Here is a 24,944-nt window from a genome sequence, read left to right on the forward strand (position 1 = left end):
CTTGCTTCTTTCCTCAGAATGTCTCTCATCTCATGCTTCTCACGTGCGGCCTGCATGCGTTTTCGCACCTGCGGTGCTCAACAGTTATGTTTATGTTGGTGCGTCAGGGGCGCATCCGCGTTCCCTGGCGCACCAACATAAACTATAAGCGCGGCCGCCTGTGTGCGTTTTCGCACCTGCATGGCCCAACAGTTATGTTTATGTTGGTGCGTCAGGGGCGCATCCGCGCCCCTGACGCACCAACATAAACTATAAGCGCGGCCGCGCAGCGGACGCGAGTGCGGGAGCTATCACGGGCCACCAACGAGGATAAAATACATTCTTATTAGAATAAACGGTCTAGATTTCTATTTCCGCCTACCTGAAAGGTAGACCCCCCCATATATGCATGAGACCGTCAGGTAATGTATACTTTGATTGCAGGCAAAGAAGAGAATCTCACAACAGCGCCCCTTTTCATCGATTGATTGAAAATCGATGCTCTTTATATCGAGGGGCCCGCCCAGGTGTTATTTATTCGCGATTGACCATAGCGCTTTCTCTTTTGCATGCAATGTGTGTTTTTTATAGAGGAGCATAAAGCGTGTTTGCTGAAGAATTTGTGGTTGTCGATGCTACATCCTCCTTATGGAATGCCGTGCGTCCAATGCTGGATATTGCACTAAAAATAGAACAACACCAGGACTGGCATGGCTGGAATAAAGCATCCATCGATGCTTTCCTCCAGACGTTGCCGTCCCACTGCTCTCTGATGCTGGGCGTCTGGCAGGTTGATGCCGCGCAAGAGCAAGAAACACTCTGGCTGGGATGTATCTGCGAAGTGCTCAACGGTGCTGTATGCTCGCTTCGTACGTTTGCCGCCTTAGATGATCCTGCTTTGCCAGCTTTATCAGAGCTGGAGCCTGGTTTTTCCCATGCTCAGGAGTTGATACGTATTACCAATGGGCAGGTCGCTCCCGTGGCCTGGGCCCTGTTTACAGATAAAGCCAGCTGGGATGAATGGCTTTTGACCACGGACGCCGATGGGCACCCCATTGATAAGGGGGAACTGCTCGCCGCGTTGGCCCGGCAGGGACGGTGTGTGCTGCTGGGTAGCGAGGTCGCTCATCATCCTCATCATCATTAATAGGTAGGGATTGCTTTATGCAGGAATATACTACTCCACTGGTCTGGAATCCTATTCTGAGACAGTATCTTGTAAATGCTGCCCATCGTATGAATCGCCGTGAGGGGACCAACGAGTGCCCTTTCTGTGCCGATATTACCAGCGGGCGTGTCGGGCCGGATACGCAGGTCTGGCTGCATCCGAATGATTTTCCACCCTTGAAGCCGCCCGTTGGCGAGGCCTATGTCGTTATTTATAACCGTGACCATAATCGTAAATTTACCCAGCTGACGGTTGATGAGGTATTTGAGGTCACTAAATTGTGGCGTGATCTGTACCGCGATCTCTCGTCCCGCTACCCGACCGTCATGATTTTTGAGAATAGCGGGGCCGCCATCGGCCAGACGCAGAATCATCCTCACGGCCAGGCGTACGGTGTCTCGGTGGTTCCCTCCATTCTGGAGCGCGAGATGGAGACGGTGGCGCTGGACTTCGAGTCTGGCAGCGGCTGTCCCTTCTGCCGTGTGCGCGAGGAATTGAGCGATGGGGAGCAGCAGGTGACCGCCAATACGACCTGGCAGGCGTTTCTGCCGCCCTACGTGCGCTATCCCTATGAAACCCATCTCTATCCGCGTCGTCACGTGGCTAATATTGGCCTGATGGAAGATGAGGAGCTGCGCGACCTGGCCGAGTTGATGCTGCAGGTTATCCGTGGCTATAATGCTCTCAATGATGGCGAGATGGCCCCGATGCCGTATCTGCTTGGTCTGCATCAGCTGGCCGATGAGCGCTTCCACTTCCACGTTGAGATCCTCGCCATCGGACGTGCCCCCGGCAAGCTCAAATATGCCGCCTCCTCTGAATCGGTGTGGGGACTGTGGGCCAACGACTCGGCTCCTGTACAGAAGGCTCAGGAGCTGCGCGCGGCGATCGATCAAGTAAAAGGAAAGTAGTGACGTATCATGGATTCAACGAAGTTGTTACCACCGGTTAAAGAGGCTCTTGAGCAATTCCCGCGGATATTTGATGACAAAACCGCCTACGCGAGCCCGCTGGGCGCTGCCTGGGCCCCCGGCCGGGTGAATCTGATTGGCGAGCATACGGATTATAATGGCGGCTTCGTGCTGCCGATGGCGGTCGACCGGGTGTCGGCCTTCGCCGGCCGTACGCGCCAGGATCAGACGGTGCGACTCTGGTCGGCCCACTTCAAGGAGTATGCCGAGTTTTCGCTGGACGGCCTGCCGGAAAATTTTGATCAGCAACGCAAGCCGCTGCCGGGCTGGGCCCGTTATGTGCTGGGGGTGGGAGCTGAACTGCTGCGCGCTGGTATCACCTTGAAGGGCTTTGACGCCGTGGTCAGTGGCGATGTGCCGCTGGGCGGCGGCATGAGCTCCTCAGCTGCGCTAGAGATCGCCTCGGCCGAAGCCTATGCCCTCTTTTCAGACCATGCCTTCACCATTGGTGAAAAGGATGCCACCCTGACTCCTATAGAGACCGCCGGTCTGTGTCAGCGTGCCGAGCATATCGCTTCTGGCCTCAGAAGCGGTATCCTGGACCAGGCCGCTTCGTGCCTGGGACAGCCGCGCAAGGCGGTGCTGCTCGATTGCCGTTCGCTGGATTATCGCTACCTGCCGTTTGAGTATCCCAACGTATCGCTGGTGGTTATCGATACGGGCGTGCGCCGCGAACTGGCTTCGTCCGCCTATAACGAGCGTCGCCAGCAGTGCGAAGAGGCGACGGAGCGCTTGCGCGACTTGATCCTGCAGGATGAGCCCGGCAACGAGCAGGCGCGTGGGATTAAAGAGCTGCGCGACATCTCGCCTGAGCAGTTCGAGCGCTACAAGAATCAACTGCCCGAGGTCTTGCGCAAGCGCGCCGGTTATGTGATCGCAGAGAACGAGCGTGTCCTGCAGGTCGTGAAGCTGCTGGAGGCAGGCCAGATCGAAGAGGTAGGCAAGATTCTGTGGATCGGTCACGCGGGCTTGCGCGATGAGTACGAGGTGAGCTGCGCCGAACTGGATGCCCTGGTCGATATCGCCCATGACGTTCCTGGAGTCTACGGAGCGCGTATGATGGGCGGCGGCTTCGGCGGCTGCACCATCAACCTGGTACGCAGCGACGCCGTTGACGCCCTGCGCCAGGCCGTTGAACAGCACTATCCCGAGCGTACCGGCCGCCAGGCCAGCATCGATATCTGCCGCGCCGCCGCCGGTCCCGGCCACGTCGTCACACAATAATCGTTTCTCACCTTTATATATTGAGGCATCAGGTGCGCATTTGCGCACCTGATGCCTCAATATATAGAAATGGGGGTGCCTGCGCTCCCCACGCTCTCTTAAGAGAGTACCCCTTCCTTTTGCTGCACCAGGTGAGGGGCCGGCCGGGTATCATAAAAAATAAGTACGTACTTGCCGATCCCAATTTCGTCCCCGTTTTGCAGCTGCTGTTCCTGTTCAGGAACCAGCTTTTGCCCGTTGACAAATACCCCAGTGGCGCTGCTGCAATCATGTATCCAGCATTGCCTATCTTTAACTCGAATCAGGGCGTGGTGTCTTGATGTCTCCTCGTCCTGGTCCAGTAGGATATCGCTGGAGCCAGCGTGTCCCAGGCTGGTTTCATCCCTGGTGAGTGGATAGATGATCGGTTTACCAGTGAGCGGCGGCGTGATTAGCAGGTAGGGATCGTTGGCTGCCATCGGCTCGGGCAGGGGCAGCAGCGGTTCCGTGTCAATGATATCCCTTTTAGGTTCCTCTTTTGGGGGAGCCTGGGGCGCTGGGGCGGTCTCTGGTTGGGATTCAGGCTGAACCGGTTCGACAGGTTGTAACTCGGGCGGCCCGAAGGGCGTGGCGTCGGGCACCGGCTGGGCGATATCGGGTTCGAATGGCCGGGGCCCCGATGGTAGTGGCTCTGGTGAGGTTTTAATCGGTTCCTCTGGCAGAGGTTCGGAGTTGGGTTCGCGCACCGGCTCGGGCGCTGGTGGTGGCTCATGAACGGGTCGGGGCGTATCAGGCTCAATGCGGCGTAGCGGTTCAGTGTCGGGCTGGACCGGTTTTTGCTCGGCATGGGGCAGCGCGCCGCTCTTCTGTCGGAAGGGACGGGCCGGTGGTAGACCGTCATCCAGGGCTTTTTGCAGGGTCTGCACAAACGCGCTGACGTTGGCGAAGCGATGACCGGGATTGGGGCTGAGGGCGCGCCGAATAGTGTTTTCCATTCCATACGTGACGTCAGCGTTGAAAGGGAGCAGCGATGGGATCATCCCCTGAATTTTATGCATCTTGATCTCCTCAGGCGTACCTAGAAATGGGGGGCGCCCGGCCAGCCATAGGTAGAGGAGCACGGCCAGGGCATATTGATCACTGGCCTGTATTGTGCGGCCTGTGAACTGTTCTGGCGCGGCTGTCATCGAGAAGAAGGTCATTGGCGGCTGCCCCATTTTGCGTACAAAGGTCCCCAGCGCGGCATCGGCGATCAAAAAAGGACTGCTGCTGGTCGCGGAAGGGTCCTGCGCGATGAGGATATTAGAAAGGGTGAGCGATCCATGGGTATACCCGATTGTGTGGAGCTGCGCCAGCGCTCCGGCGATCTGGGCCGCATAGCCGACGGCGCGTCGCACATCCATCGGTGGACGGAACCAGCTTCGGCCCTGTTCATTAATCAGCGATCCATAACCGGTGTAGGTGCGGGCGACGAAGAGCTGCCCATGCCATTCCCCATAATTCAGAATCCGGGCCAACTGAGGATGCGCCAGGCCGCCCATGGACTGCATCTCGCGCAAAAACTGGCGCCGGGCTGCGTCTGGAAGAAGCGTCCAGGGATGAATTATTTTCAGCAGTACCGTGCGCTGCTGGCGGCTATCCTCTGCTGCATAACTGCTCCCGGCTGCCCCATTCCCTGCGAAGCGCATGATGCGATAGCGTTCAAACTTCTGACCTTCTTCCAGTGTATGCATGCCTTACCCTCATTTTGATCTAAAAACATGTTACATATGCATGGTATTGTACCATATCGATCTGTTTCATTGTATTAAATTACTTGACCGGTGGAGACTCTTTCCAAAAATGGTTGCGTATCTTCTCTAATTATGTTAACATATTAATATTAACCGGTTAATATTAAGGGGTTCACATCAAAATGAATACATCTCTTGCCTATTTGTTAGGTAAACTCATGTTCGAAATTGACCGCGCAGCTGATCAATTGTTGCAGACGCACGTGGGCATTTCGTACAGGCGTTTTCTCTTTCTGACTGTCCTGCAACATTGTGGCACGGTCACCCAACATGAATTGGCCGTTGCTCTGGGCTATAGCGATCCTGCCGTCAGTACGATGGTGGTGGAGTTGGCCAGGGACAATTGCATCCAGACGGCAAAGAGTCCGGAGCATGGCCGCAAGCGTCTCGTGACCATCACACCGAAGGGAAGCGAGCTAGTCGCAACAGGGAGAGAGTTACTGGACTCACACTTTGATCAGTTGATGGAACTTGCAGATGTTGATGCACAGCATTACCGCGAACTCTCTGAACGATTGTATCAGGCTCTGATGACGAAAATGAAGAAGGAGTAATTATGACCACCAGTTACATGAGGACAGCCCCGGACGCTACCCACTTCGTATCTTCTCAGGATGGAACGAAGATTAGCTACCTCACTATGGGAAGCGGGCCAGCTGTGATTGTTATTCCCGGCGTGCTCTCTACGGCATCCGACTACACCGCGTTCGCACGCGCTCTGGCCGAGCATTTCACCGTCCACATTATCGAGCGGCGCGGGCGAGGCGAGAGCGGTCCACAGGGCGCGGACTACAGTATTCGCAAAGAGTGTGAGGATGTGTTCGCCTTGCAGCAAAAGACCGGTGCATCATTTCTGGTTGGCCACAGCTTTGGTGGCTTTGTGGCTCTGGAAGCAGCTCGTCACAACCCTTCATTCACCAAATTAGCGGTGTACGAACCGGGAGTGTCTATTGATGGGTCTATCCCCATGGATTGGATCCCTGGTAGCCAGAAGAAGCTCGCCGAAAAAAAATACCTCGACGCCTTTGTCGAGTTTACGCTCCGCTGTGGCCCTGAACGGGTGCGCCGGACACCTCGCTGGCTCATGAAACTGATGATTCCGCTTATCCTCAGCCCTCATGAGCTCAAACAGAGGTTGAGCCTGCTCCATGAGAGTATACGTGAGCACCAGGAAACAGCCCGGCTCGATGGTAGCTATGAAAACTACCGGGAAATAACCGCGAGCGTCTTGCTCATGTATGGCGGGAAAAGCGATCTCCCATGGCTCCATCTCGCTTTAGAGCGGCTCGCAACGGTCATCTCGCAATCTGAAACACAAGAGTTTCCCAGGCTCGACCACTTTGGCATCGACAAAAAGGCTCCACGAGAAGTTGCCGAGGCGGTCTGTGCCTACTTTCTGAAGTAGGTGCCGGGTTTGCCCCGGCTGTGCTTACCTGGCTTGCTATCTGCTGGATTGTGGCGCGTTGTCTTTGCGCTTTTTGTAGACAAAAAACGCGATAATCGCGCCAAGTACGATCACCGCTCCCAGAACCAGGCTGATATTGCTGGCCAGGTGCTCGACAAGCGTGAAGTTGTCATGGAAGACGCGTCCCGCGTAATAACCGAGCAGACCATAGATGGTGGCCCAGATGATGCCGCCGGCGGCGTTGTAAGCGAGAAACGTTGGCCAGTGCATCCTGTTGACTCCGGCCAGGAAGGCCGCGAAGGCGCGCAGGACGGCGACGAAGCGGCCGAAGAAGACGGTCTTGTTGCCGTGCCTGGCAAAAAACTCTTCTGATCGCTGGAGACGCTCCGGTTTGAGAAACACATAGCGCCCATAGCGATGAACAAAGGCTTTTCCCCCTGTGCGCCCGACCCCGTAGCCGACATTATCGCCGAGGATAGCCCCGACGGCGGCACAGGCGATCACGATGGGCAGCGAAAGGTCATGGTAGACGGCGGCATAAAATGAGGCGAGCAGCAGCATCGTCTCACCTGGCACCGGCACCCCCGCACTCTCGACCATCACCACCAGCACCACAGCTGGATAGCCCAGCGTATGCAGGAAGTTTTGTAGGAACTGTAGAATATTAAAACTGGCAAGCGTCATCCCTGGTTGCCCAAATAGATGAGCGCCAATTAAAGATGGCAATTTTCGCATGTCATTCCCTCCTGCCAGTAATACTGTGCACATACGAAAATGGATGCGTCCAGCTCTATTGATGGTGACAAGGATGATTAAAGACAACAGTCAGGTTTCATTGACAGGGTTACGCTTCTATCTTTATACTGGTGACTGATATGCTCGCAACTGGAAACATACGTGTCCTGACCTACCAGGATGTACCTGTACAGATCTGTGCGCTGAAAAATCATATGCAGTCTTTATTTCTGGTATAGAGCCTAAAATTATAGAGTAAGGTCCTAACGATGATCGCATCCAGCCTGGATAAAAAAAATATTTCGATCATAGATATTGTTGTGATCCTTGTCATGGCAGGCTTGCTGTATTATGGTGCCTCCTGGCAAATCTTTGCAACCAATACGGATGCCGCACGATATCAATGTTATACGCGCGCCTTCTGGCATGGCACGTCCGCGTTGAAGGATCTGCCGCCGGGCCAGTGTAAATTTCTACTCAAACCGAGCAAGCAGCTGATTCCAATTACGCATACCGAACTGGTGAAGAAGATGTCGGACCTGGGCTTGCCGTCGGGCCTGGTGCAGTTTGTGGATGGCCAGTCTTCCAGCCAGCCATTTCACGCTCTGCCCTATGAATACCCCATGCTGACCCTGATCCCATTTACCCTTTCGCTGCTGGTGCCGATGCATTTTTTCCAGATCGCCTTCGCCTTCTGGATGCTGGTGGTGGCCGCCCTGGTCTACCTGGTCTTGCTCAAATGGCGTTCGCGGCGCGCGGCCCTGGTCTATGCCTTCCTGCTGGTCGTGGGCGGCTGGGGCACGATGGCGGGCCGCTACGATATCATTCCGTCCGCGCTGACCCTCTTCGCCGTGATCTGCGCCATGAAGAGGCACTGGAACTGGGCGTTTGTCCTGCTGGCGCTGGCGGTTCTCTATAAGTTTTATCCCGTCGTCCTGCTGCCGGCGTTCCTGATCGCGCAGCAGAAGGATTCGACCCTGTCCTGGAAATCGTGGCGCCGCCTGGTCCCGCTGGCTCTCTTTGTGGTGGCCTGCGTGATCGTGATGGGTGTCTCGCTGCTGCTCAGCGTCGAGGGGACCATCTCGCCGTTCAGCTACTTTTCGACGCGCCCGATTCAGGTGGAGTCGCTGCCCGCTTCGCTATTGTGGATTCTCAGCCACATCTTCTCAAAGCCTGCTCAGTATGTCTACACCTATGGTTCGCTGAATATGCTGGCCTCGGGTGCCCGTGTGATGTCGCTGTTGGCGACGCTGGCTGAAGTGGTGGGTATCCTCTACGTCTTCTGGCTGCAGTGGCGCGGCAAGATCGATCTGGCCACCGCCAGCCTGCTGACGCTGCTGGTCGTAATGGTGACCGGCAAAGTCTTCAGCCCGCAGTACCTGATCTGGGTCGTGCCCCTGGTGGCCTATGTCGGTGAGGACCGGCGCTGGTGGGTGATCTGCTGGGGCTTGATCGGCCTGCTGACTACCTGGATCTACCCTTACATCTACATCATGACGCATAACATCGAGAAGGTCCCCTATCTGTGGCCCTTCTTCCCAGCCACCACGACGCGCAACTTCCTGTTGGCCGCCTTTGTGTTGGTGGTGCTGTACATCGCCACCGTTAATCGCTCGCAGAAGCCCGTCTTCGTAGACGAGCAGTCCGCTCCCGCCCTCGATGTGAGCCCTCCCGTTGCCACGACGCCGGGATCATGATCTCAAATCACCATATTTATGGGGTAACGATGTATGGAACCGCGCTCAGCGCGGTTCCATACATCGTTACCCCATAAATATATCTACACCATCCATCTCCCCATGACGAAGAGCAGGGTAAGGGTGGCCAGCAGCGCCGGAAAGATCCACAGCAGCGCCTGGTGCAGGCGCGGCCGTCTGACGCTGATCATGGCCAGGGTGATGAAGGCCGGGAACATCTCCAGCACAAAGCGCTGGTTGGAGATAAATGGATCGCGCTGCCCGATGCTCGAAGAGACAAGGACGCTCAACAGCAACAGGGCGATCCATAGCGTATAGGTGGGGCGCAGCTTCTTGCGTCCCACGATGGCCAGGACGATAAAGGCCGCGGTCGCCGTGGTGTCAAGCAAGATGTGCACCTGGTTGAATGAGCCAAAGGGTTGATGCACGAACAGCTCGAAGATGACCTGGATGAATCCCTGCCAGGGCCAGCTCGTCTGGCGTCCCCAGTGCGGCTGCACCACGGCGAACATCAGCGGATTCCCGCTCACCTTCCAGCAATAGAGACAATAGAGCGCCAGTCCCAGTGGAATTAGTACGATCGGCAGTGTGCTGGCAAGCAACCTGCGCTTACTGCTCAAAACACTCTCCCGCGCCAGCCAGAGCTCGTAGAGGTAGGGCGCGGCCAGCATTACCCCGGCGCTACGTGTCAGGGCCGCCAGCAGGCCGAAAAGACCGGCCAGCCACCAGCGCTGTCGCCGTAGCGCCAGCAGTGTCGCGCTGCTCAGCAGCAGGAAAAGGGACTCGTTATAAGCGGCGAAAAAGAAGAAGGCGGTGGGAAAGATACATGGATAGAGGATCGCGCGACGCCCAACCTGCTCTCCGCCGGCATCCGTAGCTAACTGGTAGAGGACGAACAGCGCGCCCAGCAGCGCCAGGTTGCTGATCAGCATGCCCAGCGGCAGATAGCTCCAGTCCCCGAGCAGGTGCCCTGGAATGGCGATCAGCAGCGAGAAGAGCGGAAAGAAGGCCAGATCATAGGGAGGCCGGTAACCATACTGCGCGATGTGGATGTAGCGCGTGGCATCCCACTGGTTCCAGTTATTCAAGAACGTGTTGAAGGCGACCGGCGCCCCCGAGTATTTTTCCTGCGTCAGCAAAATATAACCGAAATATGTTACCAGGATCAGCGCCAGGCGGCTCCCCAGAAAGAGCCACAGCATATCACGTAGGTGCGCCCCTTGCGGGCGCTTGCCGCGTAGGTGCGCCCCTTGCGGGCGCTTACGTTCCACCAAAGATCTCAACTCCCCAATCAAAATGATGCCGTTCATACAACCCACCGGTTCATGATAAAGGCGATCCCCAACACGGCCTGCAGGGTGGGAAAGAGCAGCAGCAGGGCGTGGTGCAGGTGCGGCCAGCGCTTGCTCAGCAGCGCCAGGGTGAAGAAGGCCGGAAACATCTCCAGCACAAAGCGCTGGTTTGACAGCAGTATGTCCGGTTTCTGCGCTGGATTGAGCAGGATGTAGAGCAGGAATATTGCCATCCATATACTATAACTCTTTGGCAGTCTGCGCCAGCCAGCGATGACCAGGGCGATAAAGCCCAGGGTGGCGCTCAGGTCCAGCAGCAGGTGCGCCTGGTTGGAGGAGCCGAATCCCTGCTGGTGATAGAAGAAGAGCGCCCAGAAGGCCTGGAAGAGACCCATCCAGGGCCACGTGGTGTGGCGCGACCAGCTGGCCTGCACCGTGACGAAGGCCAGCGGATTGCCAAAGGCGTACCAGTTGTAGCTGGCGTAGATGAGCGTTCCCAGTGGGATCAACAGGAGCGCCGCCAGGCTCACTACCACCGTACTGCGGCGCGTCAGGATATAGGATCGCTGCTCCCAGAGCTCGTAGAGATAGGGCACGACCAGTAGGATGCCAACCGAGCGCGTGAGTGAGGCCAGCATGCCCAGCAGTCCCGCCAGCCACCACTTCTGCCGCTTGAGCGCCAGGAAAGCTCCCGCCGCGAAGAGCAGGTACAGCGACTCATTGTAGGCGGCAAAGAAGAAGAAGGCGGTGGGAAAGATGCACAGGTAGAGCAGGGAGCGCAGCGAGAGCTCGTGTCCCACCAGCTCAAGTCCCAGGCGGTAGATGATGAAGAGTGTGCCCAGCAGTGCCAGGTTGCTGATCAGCATGCCCACAAAGATATAGCTCCAGTCTCCTCCACCCAGCAGACGCGCCCCTCCGGCGATCAATAGCGGCAACAGGGGGAAGAAGGCCAGGTTATCGATCGTCTGATAGCCATACTGCGCGATGTGCGCATAGTTGGCCGCATCCCAGTGGTTCCACGTGCTGAACAGGGCCGCCGCATTGACCGGCGTATCCGAATATTTGGCGGCCGTCAGCAGGATGTAGCCGATATAGGTAATGGCCACCAGGAGGAGCCGCGTGCCTGCGAAGAGCCAGAGTATATCTCGTGTTGGGCGCTGCTGTTGCATATGCTACGGATTGACCTTCAGGATATAGCAATAGGTCGTATTGCCTCCCATGATGGTATGTATCACACTGGTATTGGCTGGAAAGGGATAGCCGCGCTGCACCAGGTGCCTGGGCCAGACCAGGTATTGATATCCCTGAAAGCTTGTGCTCGTCTGCTTAAAATCTTTGGCCGTCACGTCGATCTGCTGCAATTGGAAGCGTTGATCAAGGGCCGTATTATAGCTGAACCAGCTGGTGTTCTTGCTGTATCCATTCAGACTGCTGCCGATTAGCCCAACCTTTGCCTGCGCCGGCGCTGACGTTTCCAGCCACTGCAGAGCCTCGCGATAGGCCGGATAGGCCACCTGCATGGTGGTGTCTTCATTGTTCTGGAAGAACTCATTGGTATAGCCTTCAGCCGCGTAGACCGTGGTCAGTCCCAGCAGGTGCGGACCAATGGCCAGCAGCGCCAGGATGGCGACCGGGATAATGACGGCCGGCTTGCCGATCGCCGCACGACCGGTCGCGCTTTCTTCCTCGCCTGTCCGCTTTCTGCTGACCAGGCGCGCGATAGCGCCGATAATCATAGCCAGCCCGCTGACACCGGCGATAGCTACCGATGGGGCCAGTGGCAGGTGGTAGTGGGTGCCGACGACGATATTGAGCACGCTGAACATGCCCAGCACGCTCAGCAGCCAGATAACCAGGTAGGCATCGCTGGCTGCCTTCTCCGTCTCCATCTGGGTGGCGCGCAGGTGGAAGCGCACCAGCTGCACCAAAGCCACGATCACGAAGATGGCGGCCGGAATGGTCAGGAAGGCGCTCATCTTGGTGAAGATGATGAAGATGATGGACCAGTGGGGGACATGGGTGTAGAACTGGCCGGCGATGAAGGTTGGATGCCCGTTGGCGGAGTGATTCCACTCAAAGGTGAAGCTGTGAATCAGGCGACCAATGGGATTGAGCCAGATGGCCGGGTCGACCAGTAAGAAGGCGAGCGGAGCGACCAGGATGGTCGCTCCCCACCACTTCCATGGTAGGGCTGGCCGCTGTTCGGCTGGCATGGTTGGACGCAGCAAGAAATAGTAATAGGCAGTAAATATGACAATGCCGGGTATGACCAGGACGGCGGTGTATTTGCTGGCGGCTCCCAGCCCGACCAGTAGGGCCATGACCGGAAAGAGCCAGGGGCGGCGGATCGCGTGCCACAGGGTTAGGAAGGCGATCGTCACAAACGTGGTCATGGTCATGTCCAGGTAGGCGAGGGCGCTAAAATAGGCCAGCCAGGGACTGAAGGCCAGGCTGAGCGCTGCGATCAGCGCGATGGTGCGACCAAAGGGGGCACGCCCCAACCAGTAGACGGCGGCCACCAGTAAGGTCCCTAGCACGACGCTGGGTATGCGTGCCGCCAGCAACTCGCCCACGGGATGCCCGAGAATGTTGTTGAAGGCTATCGAGATCCCCATCAATACCTTGGCCAGTGGCGGATGCTCGTAGTTAAAGGTGACCCATTGGCTTGAGGTAATGTTGGCGTGCGTAATCAGTGGCAGATAGACCTTGCCACCTAAAATATAGACAACCTCATCCGTAACCACATCCAGTTGACGTGCCAGAAGCAGACGCGGTATCAACGCGACGATAGCCAGCCCGAGCAGGAAAACAAGATCGAGCGCATGGGTGCGGCGCGTTGCAGTCGATGCTGCTGTTGGACCTGATGCCTGATGTGTATTATCATCTTCGGTTGTGAGATCTAGCCTGGTATCCATAAATCCCCCGGTAGTGTAGTGGGTAGGTGTGTACGTGCGCGTACAAGATGCTGGAATACTTCCTGTGATCGCGGGCTAGTATATCATAACGCGGCGCTGAGCGTCGAGAATGTAGTACCGCGCGCACTGTCAGAAAGCTGTGAGGAAGTTGTGAAAAAAGGCGCCAGGCAACAAAAAGGGAACCTGTCAGCAGGTTCCCATGAAGTGAGTACGTTAGACGCATTCGCGTAGCGAGATGCTGTTGCTCATGCCGCGCAGCTTCATCAACGCGACGACTTCGAGCTGGCGCACGCGTTCACGCGAGATGCCGAGCTCTTTGCCTACTTCGAGCAGGGTGCGGCTTCTCCCATCACCAATGCCGTAGCGCAGGGTGATGACGGCGCGTTCGCGAGGAGTGAGGAATGCGAGCGCCCGGTGCAACTCTTCACCCAGTAGATGCTGTGAGGCGGTATCAGCCGGGGCGGGAGTGGTGCTATCCTCCAGCGTATCAGCCAGCGAATAGCGGGCCTCTTCATCCACGGGGGCATCCAGTGAAACTGGCTGCTCAATGACGCCCAGCAGGTCCGCGACTTCATTGACATCGATATTGCAGGCGGCCGCGATATCTTCTGGCAGCGGATCCAGCCCATTTTCCTGCGAGAGCTGCGCGGCCACACGCCGTACTTTGCGCAGGCGGGTCGCGACGTGCTCCGGCAGGTGGATCATGCGCGATTGCTCGCCGGCCGCCCGGCTCACCGCCTGGCGAATCCACCATGTCGCATAGGTGCCGAAGTGGCAGCCGCGTTCAGAGTCAAATTTTTCCGCCGCGCGCATCAGTCCCATGTTGCCTTCCTGGATTAAATCCACCAGGGGCACTCCAGTACTGGTATAGCGCCGCGCGATCGCGATTACCAGGCGCAGATTCGATTCAATCAAGATGCGGCGCGCATCGTTGTCACCGGTCGCCGCGCGGCGGGCAAGTTCTATCTCTTCTTCATGCGTAATCAGACCGTGACGGCGAATATCACGTAGATAACTCTGAAAAGCATCTTCAGACCCCGAGGCACTTTTTGTCCCGGTAATCCCACCCTCTTTACGACGAGGAGCGGCCTCTTCTAGAACATATGCTTCCCCACCCTCGACCTCATCATCCTCAAGCAGCTCATTCGCACCCTCCTCATCCAATACCAGGTCTATCTCGCCAAGAGGCTCAGTATTGCGCTCCATCACCGGCTGAGATTGGTCCTTCGTGGCCTTGCGCCTGGATCGGGGAGATCGGGTGGTTCGTTCTACCGTTGTAGTGTGCATGTCCCTCTGGTCTTCTCTGACAGGGTTTTCAATCACCATAATTCCACGCTCCCTTCAGGAGGAAACTTACCGACAAAATCAGCGTCGGACTCCGTATGGCCTCGTGGTTTCTACTCACAGGCAAGCGCTATACACATGGTTTGATGCATGTCTCTGTGTTGCGCGTACGTGTCCATTCTTCTGTACTATCTTTAGCTCTATTTTAGAGAATCCCGTGTTCAAGTAACATCAGGTGATCACCTTAAATAGTCTCAGGTTCTGACTGTATATTCTATTTGTTGGCCTGTGCCTTTTTCGTGCACAGCGTGATTTTTTGATAAAAGATTGAATTAATGTACTTTATTTGTAAATGCGAACTCGGCATCGAGGCGCACCGATATGCTTAAACACTGGAAAACCAGCCCCATAGCGGCATCGGTTAGCCGCGCGAGCGCGGGCACGTGGTGTTTGATGGGGAAAACGGATGCCGCCGCTGTAGGGTGGTGTAGAGGGTAATGCCTTAGGATTGATCAGGATTCACTTCGTCAAAGGGATCACGGACGCCGTGTCCACGATCATACATTAACTGGGTCGGATCTCCCAGGTGATCTTCATAATCTGGCCGTTTGGTCCATTCTTTGGCCTGGGCCTCGTCTGAAGTCAACTGCAGATGGATCGTATCGCCCTCAATCTGCTCGATGGCGCTATAGGGAATATAGCGATCTTGCGTGAAGATAAACCCCTTATGAACTTTAAACGAATCTTCATATACATCACCGACATGGCCCAGTTTATCGTTATCGGACGAATAGACCGACATATGTTTATGCACATTTTGCTGGGTAAATGATGCCATACATCACCTCTTTCTGAGCTCAAATACTTATCTATTCGCTTTCACGTCTTGCTGCGTTGGAAAGTTTCACGGAAACCTCACGACAAACTCACAAGTCAGATTTCCGTTTTTGGTATGCTTAAAAGTATCGTTTATGTGAGCGCGTAAAACACAGTTTTTTTTCGGGAGGTTGTGGATGGCTGGTTCGCTGTTGATGCCTTTGTCGGATCTTTTACTGCCACGTAAGCGACGCTGGACTGCCAGGCGTTGGCGCTGGCTGCTGATCGGGGGCGATACCCTGATCTTCTTGTTTGTTCTGTCATATGCTCTGTTTCTGGTCTCCATGAACCGGGCGGCATTTCCTATAGTTATTGATACGTCTTCGTATCTCTGGAATCCATTTTACTGGGAGGTACAGGGGGGCCTGGCCTGGTTGATTGCTCTGTACCGGGTTCGCCCGTATGATCAGCTTTATACGTGTTCTGATTGCCGGGGAATACTATCTATGGCGTGCGCGCTGGGATTGATGCTGGCATGCTGGCTGCTGTTTTTGGTCCTCTCTTGCCAGGATGATGTCTTTATCGGCCTGGCGATGCTGTTGCCGTTTGCCTGTATGCTTGTTCCCATCTTCGGCCTCTGGCGCGCCTGCTATGCTTCGCTGCGCAAGTTTGTTCTGTTTGAGACCCTGACCGTTATCGTCGGAGCCAGCACGATATCTGATGCTGCCCTGAACGAGCTGTGCCATTCTGAGCAGTGTGCAATGACCATTCTTGGCTACGTTGATGAATCATTATGTGTCGATGATAGCCGCCTGGCCTGGCCCTTGCTGGGTGGCCGCATGGCGCTACATGACTTGCTCGCATCTGACCTGGTAGATATCCTGGTGGTCTCTCCCGATTGTTATGTGGACCTGGTCTTCTATCCGATTCTGGCGGAGGCGCAGGCCCGTGGTGTGCAGATCTTGTCTCTGGCGGACTTTTACGAGGGCATGGCGGGGAAGTGTTTTTTGCTGCAGGATCCTGACCTGTGGAAACTGGTGACGCGAGTCTATCACTATCGGGGATCGCTACTCTATCGTTGCTGGCGGCGTTTGTTGGATCTCGGCGCTGGTGTACTCGGGCTGATGCTGTTGTTCTGCATGCTGCCCCTGCTTGCCCTGCTCATTCGCCTGGACTCTCCGGGCCCCGTGTTTTATCGGCAGGAGCGTATGGGGTATCGCGGCCGCAGCTTTCGCATATGGAAGTTCCGCTCGATGTGCGTGAATGCTGAAGCGCATGGAGCGTTCTGGGCCGGTGCGAACGATATGCGCGTGACGCGTGTGGGCCGCTTCTTGCGCGCTACCCATCTGGATGAACTGCCGCAGGTAATCAATATTCTTCGTGGGGAGATGAGCTTGATCGGACCTCGCCCGGAGCGTCCCATGTTTGTTTCTCAACTGGAGCAGGTGTTGCCGGTGTTTCATTGCCGCCTGGAGGTGAAGCCCGGACTGACAGGCTGGGCCCAGGTCAAGATGCCCTATGCTCGCTCTTATGGGGAGGCGGCTGTGAAGCTCCAGTATGATCTCTACTATATTCAGCATCAATCTTTTGTGCTGGATGTGTCGATTCTGCTGCAGACTGTGCTGGATGTGTTGTGGTGTTCCGGCCGCCGGGCCGCGCCGGAGATGTAGGTGTTGCGTGTGGGGGAGGATGCGATGACTTTTGGACATTATTGGATAATATTTGCGCGCCGCTGGCCATTGCTGTTGCTGTGCGTGTTGCTGATGGGTGTGGGCGCGCTGGTGGTCAGCCTGTGCATGACACCTGTGTATCGTTCTAGCGTACTGCTGCAGGTAGCTATCCATTCGGGTACCAATCAAAGCGATATCAACGATCTGCTGGCAAGCAACCAACTGGTGCAGACCGAGGCGCAGCTGGCGGTCTGCGATCCCGTGCTACAGGAGGTTGCTGGCCGTTATCCAGGTTTGACGGCCAGCCAGCTGCGCAAGATGGTCTCTTCCAGCGTCAAGCTCAACACACAGCTCTTTGAGATCACGGTTCAGGATACCGATGCGCACCGCGCGGCCTTGCTGGCCGATGATCTGGCTCGAACGTTTATTCGTCACCAGGAGCATGATCGGCAGCAGGAGAATCAGGCCTCACAGCAGCAGTTGCAGCAAGAAATTAATTCTACGCTGCGCCAGATTAATGCGTTGAAGGCTCAGCGTGCCTCGGACGCCACCAAAGGCCAACCTGATACATCTTCTGAACAATTGACGGCTCTGCAGCAGCACTACAACCAGTGGCAGTCGGCCCTGGCTCAATTGGAGCTGTCAGAGGCTCAGCGCGGCGGTTTTCTGCTGATTGCGCAGCCCGCGCAGGTGGCTTCCACACCAGTTCAGCCGGATATCGTATTGAATACTGTGGCCGGGCTGGCAGTTGGCTTGCTGGCAGGCCTGGCTTTAATCTTGCTGCTGGCCCATGTGGATCAGCACGTCCATTCGTGCGAGGAGCTGCAGCGAATCCTGTCCTGGCCGGTGCTGGCGCTTACCTGGTTGGAGCGTACTACCGATGCACTGATCCAGCCCGCGCGCCATACAGCCAATGAGGACGCTTATCGTATCCTGCGTTCGAGCATCGGCTTTGCTGGCGTGGATAAGCCGTTGCGCTCACTGATGGTGACCAGTGCTCTGCCTGGGGAGGGGAAGAGCACGGTCGCGGCCAACCTGGCCATCTTTATGGCTCTGGCGGGGAAGCGCACCCTGTTGATTGACGCCGATCTGCTCTGTCCTACACTGCATGAAAAATTCGCTCTCCCGGCCGATAAGCCCGGATTGAGCAATGCCATTCTGGCCTGTAGCCTGCCCGATTTTCAGGCTCAGCCGTCGCGTGTCTTCCACACGGTGGTCGATCCCCGCTCGATCTCATTGGATGGCTATATCCATCCAGCGGGTATTCCAAATCTACGTGTGATGTCTTCCGGACCTCTCCCTCCCAATCCCGCCGAGCTATTGGAATCGCGGGCCATGCAGCGCTTCTTCCAGGCCCTTGACTGCTGTGATGCGGAGATCGTCATCTTTGATACCTCTCCACTGCTGGGCCTCTCTGAGTCGATTGTCCTGTCAACAAAGGTGGATGGAACCATTGTGGTTGCCGATCTCAACCGTGTCCATAAGCCACATCTGCAGCAGATGCGGTCGCGCTTTGCGCAAGCTGGCTCACGTGTTATTGGCTGTGTGGTCAATAAATATCCTCGTCGTGGCGGCCTGCTTCGTGTTTCGCTTTATGCGCGCTATCGTCCCCTGGAGAAGCTCCGAGACGATCCGCGGAACTCTGCTACGGTTCGTCAGCCACACGCGGTACCGCTGCGCTAGCCTGTCACGCCTGGAGGCTCGTGTGGCGTTGCAGAACTGGCAAGGTTCTTTGTTGTTGATGGTTGTATGTCTGAAACTGATCTTTATCAGGAGGTTGGATGAGTTGTTGTGCGGGGTGGCGGTCCTCTCTGCTGACTGCCGGGCGCTATGTTTCTGTGAAGTGGTTGTTTTGTGTTGTGGGGAGCCTGCCAGTGATTGGCGGGGTACTGGTCTGGCTGGGTCCCCTGGCCTCTGTTGTAGCGCTGGGAATGCTCGCGCTGGGGATGATCGCCGCGCTGCGCCTGGATGCGCTGCTGGTTGTCTTGCTGCTGGCGCTGCATCTGTACCTGGATTGGTACCTGGGTCTGCACCTGGTTGTTCCCGTGCTGGCCGTCGCTTACCTGTTGTTGTGCTACCTGCTGCGTTCGCAGCGCCATCCCTGGATGCGGCTGCGCGGCGCGGGACTCTGGAGCGCCTTTCTCATGTTGACGCTCTATCCTGCCTTCCGGGGCGGATCGCTGATGCTCTATGATGCCGCCTCTTTCTATCCCAGTGACATTCTGGGTGCGTTGCTGATGTATTGGTTAGGCCTGCAGGTCGGTCACGATACGGCCAGCCTGCGTCGCTTCTTCCAGTTGTTTACCCTGCTGGCTGTGGCGCTGGCTCTGCATACCCTCTTTCAGAGCGTGACCGGCACGATCCTGTTCGCGTCCGCGCGGGTGGATGATTTTCTGTCGCGAACGGATGTGGCCTACTACCAGCTTTTAGATAGCGATACGCACCGGGCCGGTTCGTTCTTTATCGATCCCAATTGGAATGGGGCCTTTTTCGCCATGCTATCCTTCCTCCCGCTGGGACTGCTGGTGAGCAGTCGGCGCTGGTGGCAGAAGCTGTGCTGGTTGCTGGCGCTGCCTCTGCTCGTGCTGGCTCTGATGTGTACTTACAGTACCGGCGCCTGGCTGGCGTTTCTGTGTGGCCTTGGCGCATTCCTCTACCTGGTGGGCTCTCTGCGTTATCGCCTGTTTGTTCTGTTGATGGTGATCTGCGCACTGGCGTTGTTGGTCTGGTTCTTCCCCGGCCAACTGGCCTTACAGTTGCGACATGCTGGCGGGGATAATGAGCTCTCGCTGCGCGTGGCGGCCTGGCGTACCGCTCTACGCGTCATCCAGGCCCATCCCTGGTTCGGGGTGGGGCTTGGTCACCAGGCCTACCTACTTGCGTCCAGTGCCTATCGTGTGCCCGAGCAGTTCGTGTCGCTCTCCCACCCGCATGATTCCTACCTGGAATGGGCGGCGATGGCTGGATTTCCGGTTCTCGTGCTGTTTATGCTGTTGCTGCTGCGCGCGTCAAAGCAGGCCTGGACGAACTGGCGTCGTGCGAGCGTATATAACCGCCCGCTGCTCGGGGCTGGCCTGACCGCCAGCATCACGTTGAGCATCAATAGCATCAGTATCAATGGTTGGACCCATTTTGCGCTGGCCCCGATGGGCTGGTTGCTGCTGGGCGTGCTGGCATCCCCTGGCCTGGGGCGCCCTGTCCAACATCTTGATCGGGAGGTGGAGTATGTCGATGCGTAATATATCATCACCTCAGAAGGATGGAGAAGAGACGGAATGGTGCCGACCGCGAGGCGGTGGCCTGCCACGGCATGCCACGCTGCTGAAAGATCCGACGACCTTATTCGCCAGCCCGGATCTGCGGTGCATCAATGACATGCCGACTGCGGTTGACCTGGGAATCCATGAACTGGCGGCCGCTGGCATCCTCGTCGATCAGCAGCCGACCTGGTTGATCCCTGCTGTGCGAGATCTTGAACGTCTGCGGACTATGCCTGGATCAGTGGGTGTGGGGGATGTACGGCCGTTGCTGGTGCGTCTGTTTTTACGCGACTCTGGCATCTATGCCATCGCTTCGTGCCTGTCACCGCTCTGCTCGCTACTGTTAACACCCTTCCTGACGCGCCACCTGTCGGCTCGGGACTATGGGATGCTGACACTGCTAACTACAACGCTGGCTCTGCTGGGTCCCCTGGCACAGCTGGGCCTGGGATCGGCCTTTGTGCGCTTGTATCATCAACAGGTGTCTGGTTTATGTGAGCGCCATGCCCTATTGACCACCCTGACTCTGCTGGTAGCGACCTTTTCTCTGTGCGTTGCCGTGCTACTGGCTATCCTGGCTCCTGAACTCTCTTGCCTGCTCTTGCACGGGGTGGATGGGGTGCCGCTGCTTCGCCTGGCGGCTTTGCAGCTGTTCTTGCAGAATATGGGGATACCCGCCTTCACCTGGTTGCGGGCTCGGGGCCGGGCGGCGGCCTTTGTCGCACTCTCCTTGCTCAATCTCCTCCTCACTCCCGCTCTGACGTTCCTGTTCGTGGGGGTCTGGCAATGGGGGGACGCCGGGGTAGTGCTGGCGACCTGTGGAGGCTGTGCCGGGGCTCTGCTCGGCTCGCTGACTCTGTTCAACTATCGTGTGCGCTGGCGCGTCAGCTGGCCACTGGCCCGGCACCTGCTGATCTATGGTCTGTCAACGTTGCCCGCTGCGTGCTCTGTCTGGGTGCTCCAGCTGGCGGACCGCTACTTCCTGCTGGCGTTTGGGACGCTCGCACAGACGGCCAGCTACTCGATCGCCTATACGCTGGGGAATATCCTGGGACCGCTGGTGATTACGCCTTTCTCGCTGGCCTGGTATTCCGCCCTGCATGCCCTTGCTCGGCAGACGCGTGCCCGTGAGCTGTTCGGCCTCGTCTTTCGCTGGTACTGCATTGCCCTGCTGGTGATGGTCTTCGGCGTCTCTTTGCTGGCGAATGATATTCTGCGCCTGTTTTTTCCGCCATCATATACGCTGGCGGCTCCAATTGTGCCACTGATCGCGCTCTCTAACGTGTTCTTCGGGTTGTTTGAATTCTTCAACCTGGGTATTGTGTTGCGGGGCAAGCTGCGCTTCAATCTGCTCTTGCTTCCATTGGCCGCGCTCATCAACCTGGGCGGCAACTGCCTGCTTGTTCCGGCCTTTGGCGGTATAGGGGCGGCTGGCGCCACCCTGCTGGCATATGTCTTTCTGGCCCTGCTGGCCTGCCTGGTCAATCAGCATCTCTATCCTGTCCCGTTGGATCTCGCTTTATGCGCCGCCGGTTTGCTGCTGGGTGGCCTCTACTATGCCCTTTATCAATGGCTGCTACCGCTGGACCAGCCGCTCTTCCACTGTCTGGCCACCGCTAGCCTGATCGCCTGCTACGCGCTCTCACTATGGTTGCTGAGCCTGCCTGGGGGCCGGAAGCGGAAATAGTTTGTGTCGGGATATGCCATCACATGTGAGGTGAAAGGAGAAGAAGGTATGAAGAAGCTGCGTCCCTGGAGTCGCGTCTGCATGCATCTGCTGGGGCCCGCCTGTACGAACCATCGCGTGATGAATGATGCCCGCGCCCTGCGGACAGCGGGGTATCAGGTGACCATTGTGGACGTGGTTGCCAACTGTGAGCGGGGGCGGACCACCGAGTGGGTGGATGGCATTCAGATTCGCCATGTCTGTTGCGCCAGCTGGTTCGTTCCGGCCCGCTTCAAGCTGCTGTTTCTACTGAAGCTCATCATCCTGATGGTGCGCTGTTTCGTGCGTCTCCTTGGTGTGCGGGCGGATATCTATCACGCCCACGTGGAGCACACCTTTCTCGCGATGTACCTGGTGGCACGTCTGCGCTGGAAAGGGCTCGTCTTCGACACGCCGGAACTGACTATGTCCATCCCGGCGATGCGGCGCTGGCCGCATCTGCGCCGGCTGGCTATCGCCTGTATCCGCCGCATGTCGCGCTCCTGCGATAGCTACATCACCGGCTCGCCCGCCTATAAGCCGCTGCTGCTCTATACATATGGGCGCGTCCCAGTGCTGGTATTGCGCCATATTCCGCCTTCTCGTGCCTGTGTTCGCAATACGCGCCTGCAGCAAAAGCTGAGCCTGCCTGAGCACACGCGCATCGCCCTCTATCAGGGCAACCTGCAGGCCGATCGTGGCCTGCAGGCGCTGGTGTTCGCCGCCCCCTACCTCCTGCCCGATATCGTCATCGTTCTGATGGGGGATAGCTACGATGAGACGCCAGATATACTCCGTGATCTCATTCAATATGATCAGCTTGAAGATCGCGTCAAGCTGCTTCCAGCGGTTCCCTATGCCGAATTGCTGGATTGGACCTCCTCGGCTGACCTGGGACTACTGCTGTTGCCGCCCCACCACTCGTTGAGCATTCGCTTCTGCCTGCCCAACAAATTCTTTGAATACCTGGCGGCGGGCCTGCCGATCCTCTCATCGCGCCTACCTGCTATCACCGAGATGATTCACCAATACCACGTCGGACATGTCCTTGATGATCTCTCTCCTCTCAAGATAGCCCGGGCTATCAACACTCTGGTATCCGATTGCGACCGCTGGCAGACCCTGCACGATAACGCCCTGGTCGCCGTTGCCCAGGGCCTTACCTGGGAGGAGGAATCCAAAAAACTGATCGACCTGTACCAGCATATCGGTCTCAAGCACACCGGGGTCTACTTCCCACTGCCCTCGCCCGTGCGACCTGATAGCTAGATATACTATAATCAGCTAAATGTAGATAATAATTTGAAATATATATAGGTCAGGTCGCTTAATGACTATACACGAAGAACAGGTGACGGAGCGCCTATGCCTGCTGGCGCCCGGTCAACTGGCATGGCTGAATGAAGAGTTGCCCCCTCTGGGTCCACAGGATGTGCTGGTGCGCACCAGCGCGACGGCCATCAGTATCGGCAGCGAGTTGCCTGTATATCGTGGGGACGCGCGCACGAGCGACGCGTTCCAATACCCACGGAAGATGGGCTATGAGAGTGTCGGCGCAGTGGTGGCGCGCGGAGACGCGGTGCGGCGTGTACGGCCGGGCGAGCGCGTCGTGTGCTTCTATGGTCAGCAGACCTACGCGGTCGTGCCGCAGGATCGTCTCATCGTGGTCCCGCAGGGGATCTCGGATGCGCTGGCCATCCTGAGTATCCTGACCTGCGACGCCGCCAAAGGCGTGCGCAAACTCGCACCCAGGCCCGAGGAGACCGCCCTGATTACAGGCGCGGGCGCGATTGGCCTGCTGACGCTCTTCATTCTGCGCGCCTATGGTGTGTCTCAGATAGATGTCGTCGAGCTCGTGCCCGAAAGGCATTCCCTGGCTCGTCTGCTCGGTGCCCGGCATGTCTGGCGGCCACAGGACATGCCAGCTGAAACCTCCGCATATCCTGTCGCCTTCGAGTGCTCCAGCCGCGATCAGGCCTTCGCGCTCCTGCAGCAAAAAGTACAACCGCAGGGACGCATCTGCGTCACTGCCGATGGCAACGTCGAGCCACTGACGCTCACACCAGAGTTCCACGAAAAGGAACTGCAGATCGTCGGATCAAGCGACGGCTGGGATTACCAGCAGCACGCGGCCTGGTATTTTCACATCTTGCAGCAGCATCCCACCGGCCTGGAGAATCTGTTTGAGGTGCGTATAACGCGCCACGAGCTTATCTCGACGTTTGAACGGCTGGCCGCAGGCGTTATCCATCCCGTGAAAGTGCTCATTTCGTACATACCCTCCGGAGTGCCGTAGGTGCTGGGCTTGTCCCAGCTTTGCCGCGCAGCGGCCCATACCCGGGCGCGTACGTTCCACCAACGATGCCATCTACCTAACCAAAGCTGCTTTTTTTAAAGGGGAGAAGAATATGAATGCTTCATCTTTTAACCATCTGATTCTGACTTATGTTGAAGGTTGGAAAGCAGGTGATCGCGATCAGATCCTGGGCACGCTCGATCCAGCGTGTGTGGTCATAGAATCATACGGTCCCGCCTATAGAGGCACGGACATGGTTGGTCGCTGGATCGATTCCTGGTTTGCTCCGGGCAACATCGTCAATCGCTGGGATATCACCTCTTTTTTTGAGGGCGACGATTTTTGCTGCTTTGAGTGGACTTTTGAATGCACATATGATGGACACCGTTCTGGCTTTGAGGGAGCATCGATCGCTTGCTTTAACAACGAAAAGATCGTCTATCTGCGTGAATATGCCATGACTGCTCCACGCTACGAGTGGGATGGGTGACTTTCGCCTGAGGCGTAAATAGATTGACAATACAGGTTCTGCTTTGTTATCATTGATACTAACAATAAAAACATAAAGACACTGAACGAGCGGAGTAGAGAGAAACGATTCGCCAGAGAGTGGAGGTCACCGGGTGCGAGCCTCCTTCGTGTACGCCTCTTGAACGTGGCTCGGAAGTCGAGTATCTGAACTGATCTGCCGCAAGGTGGTCAGCGTTAAGATGCTCCGGGGATGCCCGTTAGCGCTGTTTGAGGATAACCGACTA

Annotated in this window: 20 protein-coding genes; 13 read left to right on the forward strand and 7 right to left on the reverse strand. The window is 56.9% G+C overall.

What is annotated here, in order from left to right:
• Positions 1–583 precede the first annotated feature (583 nt).
• From KTT_RS20370 to galK, 3 genes are read left to right on the forward strand one after another with little or no spacing between them, the layout of a single operon-like run.
• On the forward strand, positions 584–1,126 hold the full coding sequence (locus KTT_RS20370; protein WP_126597736.1) for a hypothetical protein: 543 nt from the start codon (positions 584–586) through the stop codon (positions 1,124–1,126).
• Between the two features lie 17 nt (positions 1,127–1,143).
• Complete coding sequence (gene galT, locus KTT_RS20375; protein WP_126597737.1) at positions 1,144–2,058, forward strand: galactose-1-phosphate uridylyltransferase; 915 nt, start codon at positions 1,144–1,146, stop codon at positions 2,056–2,058.
• A 9-nt stretch (positions 2,059–2,067) separates the two neighbouring features.
• Positions 2,068–3,342, forward strand: coding sequence for a galactokinase (gene galK / locus KTT_RS20380; RefSeq protein WP_126597738.1), 1,275 nt, complete (start codon positions 2,068–2,070; stop codon positions 3,340–3,342).
• Positions 3,343–3,440: 98 nt separating this feature from the next.
• On the opposite strand, the gene KTT_RS20385 is transcribed toward galK, so the two are convergent.
• Entirely contained in the window at positions 3,441–5,054 is a 1,614-nt protein-coding gene (locus tag KTT_RS20385; RefSeq protein ID WP_126597739.1) for an FHA domain-containing serine/threonine-protein kinase, read from the reverse strand.
• Between the two features lie 182 nt (positions 5,055–5,236).
• Here KTT_RS20385 and KTT_RS20390 point away from each other — a divergent pair, with 182 nt between their 5' ends.
• Positions 5,237–5,668 (forward strand): MarR family winged helix-turn-helix transcriptional regulator, encoded by a 432-nt coding sequence (locus tag KTT_RS20390; RefSeq protein ID WP_126597740.1) that lies wholly within the window; start codon positions 5,237–5,239, stop codon positions 5,666–5,668.
• A 2-nt stretch (positions 5,669–5,670) separates the two neighbouring features.
• Positions 5,671–6,519, forward strand: a complete 849-nt coding sequence (locus KTT_RS20395) for an alpha/beta fold hydrolase (protein WP_235845781.1) — start codon at positions 5,671–5,673, stop codon at positions 6,517–6,519.
• Positions 6,520–6,555: 36 nt separating this feature from the next.
• Here KTT_RS20395 and KTT_RS20400 read toward each other — a convergent pair whose 3' ends face one another.
• Positions 6,556–7,254 (reverse strand): DedA family protein, encoded by a 699-nt coding sequence (locus KTT_RS20400; protein ID WP_218030941.1) that lies wholly within the window; start codon positions 7,252–7,254, stop codon positions 6,556–6,558.
• Between the two features lie 269 nt (positions 7,255–7,523).
• On the opposite strand from KTT_RS20400, the gene KTT_RS20405 reads away from it, so the two are divergent.
• Positions 7,524–8,951, forward strand: coding sequence for a glycosyltransferase 87 family protein (locus KTT_RS20405; protein ID WP_126597741.1), 1,428 nt, complete (start codon positions 7,524–7,526; stop codon positions 8,949–8,951).
• An 83-nt stretch (positions 8,952–9,034) separates the two neighbouring features.
• Here the strand turns inward: KTT_RS20405 and KTT_RS20410 are convergent, their stop codons facing one another.
• The 5 genes from KTT_RS20410 to KTT_RS20430 all read right to left on the reverse strand — a co-directional run bounded on the left by KTT_RS20410 (position 9,035) and on the right by KTT_RS20430 (position 15,280).
• Positions 9,035–10,222 carry a mannosyltransferase family protein gene (locus KTT_RS20410; RefSeq protein WP_160146002.1) on the reverse strand — a complete coding sequence of 396 codons (1,188 nt, stop codon included), beginning with the start codon at positions 10,220–10,222 and terminating at the stop codon, positions 9,035–9,037.
• 35 nt (positions 10,223–10,257) lie between these two features.
• Complete coding sequence (locus KTT_RS20415) at positions 10,258–11,412, reverse strand: mannosyltransferase family protein (RefSeq protein WP_126597743.1); 1,155 nt, start codon at positions 11,410–11,412, stop codon at positions 10,258–10,260.
• Between the two features lie 3 nt (positions 11,413–11,415).
• Positions 11,416–13,158: an ArnT family glycosyltransferase gene (locus KTT_RS20420; RefSeq protein WP_126597744.1), complete on the reverse strand. Its 1,743-nt coding sequence runs from the start codon at positions 13,156–13,158 to the stop codon at positions 11,416–11,418.
• 213 nt (positions 13,159–13,371) lie between these two features.
• On the reverse strand, positions 13,372–14,484 hold the full coding sequence (locus KTT_RS20425; protein ID WP_126597745.1) for a sigma-70 family RNA polymerase sigma factor: 1,113 nt from the start codon (positions 14,482–14,484) through the stop codon (positions 13,372–13,374).
• Between the two features lie 460 nt (positions 14,485–14,944).
• On the reverse strand, positions 14,945–15,280 hold the full coding sequence (locus KTT_RS20430; RefSeq protein WP_126597746.1) for a DUF2171 domain-containing protein: 336 nt from the start codon (positions 15,278–15,280) through the stop codon (positions 14,945–14,947).
• A gap of 175 nt (positions 15,281–15,455) precedes the next feature.
• Between KTT_RS20430 and KTT_RS20435 the strand changes: the two genes are divergently transcribed.
• The 7 genes from KTT_RS20435 (at position 15,456) to KTT_RS20465 (ending at position 24,679) form a co-directional block, all read left to right on the forward strand.
• A complete protein-coding gene (locus KTT_RS20435) occupies positions 15,456–16,928 on the forward strand; it encodes an exopolysaccharide biosynthesis polyprenyl glycosylphosphotransferase (RefSeq protein ID WP_126597747.1) in 1,473 nt (490 codons plus the stop codon).
• A gap of 24 nt (positions 16,929–16,952) precedes the next feature.
• On the forward strand, positions 16,953–18,611 hold the full coding sequence (locus KTT_RS20440) for a tyrosine-protein kinase domain-containing protein (protein ID WP_126597748.1): 1,659 nt from the start codon (positions 16,953–16,955) through the stop codon (positions 18,609–18,611).
• A gap of 98 nt (positions 18,612–18,709) precedes the next feature.
• On the forward strand, positions 18,710–20,167 hold the full coding sequence (locus tag KTT_RS20445; protein WP_126597749.1) for an O-antigen ligase family protein: 1,458 nt from the start codon (positions 18,710–18,712) through the stop codon (positions 20,165–20,167).
• Positions 20,160–21,875 carry a lipopolysaccharide biosynthesis protein gene (locus KTT_RS20450; protein ID WP_160146003.1) on the forward strand — a complete coding sequence of 572 codons (1,716 nt, stop codon included), beginning with the start codon at positions 20,160–20,162 and terminating at the stop codon, positions 21,873–21,875. Before KTT_RS20445 ends, KTT_RS20450 begins: the two co-directional genes overlap by 8 nt.
• Positions 21,876–21,923: 48 nt before the next feature.
• Complete coding sequence (locus tag KTT_RS20455; RefSeq protein WP_126597751.1) at positions 21,924–23,162, forward strand: glycosyltransferase family 4 protein; 1,239 nt, start codon at positions 21,924–21,926, stop codon at positions 23,160–23,162.
• A gap of 61 nt (positions 23,163–23,223) precedes the next feature.
• Positions 23,224–24,189, forward strand: coding sequence for a zinc-dependent alcohol dehydrogenase (locus tag KTT_RS20460; protein ID WP_126597752.1), 966 nt, complete (start codon positions 23,224–23,226; stop codon positions 24,187–24,189).
• Positions 24,190–24,301: 112 nt separating this feature from the next.
• Entirely contained in the window at positions 24,302–24,679 is a 378-nt protein-coding gene (locus KTT_RS20465; RefSeq protein WP_126597753.1) for a nuclear transport factor 2 family protein, read from the forward strand.
• The last annotated feature ends 265 nt before the right edge of the window (positions 24,680–24,944 follow it).

It is taken from the genome of Dictyobacter aurantiacus, assembly GCF_003967515.1.
GTDB lineage: Bacteria > Chloroflexota > Ktedonobacteria > Ktedonobacterales > Ktedonobacteraceae > Dictyobacter > Dictyobacter aurantiacus.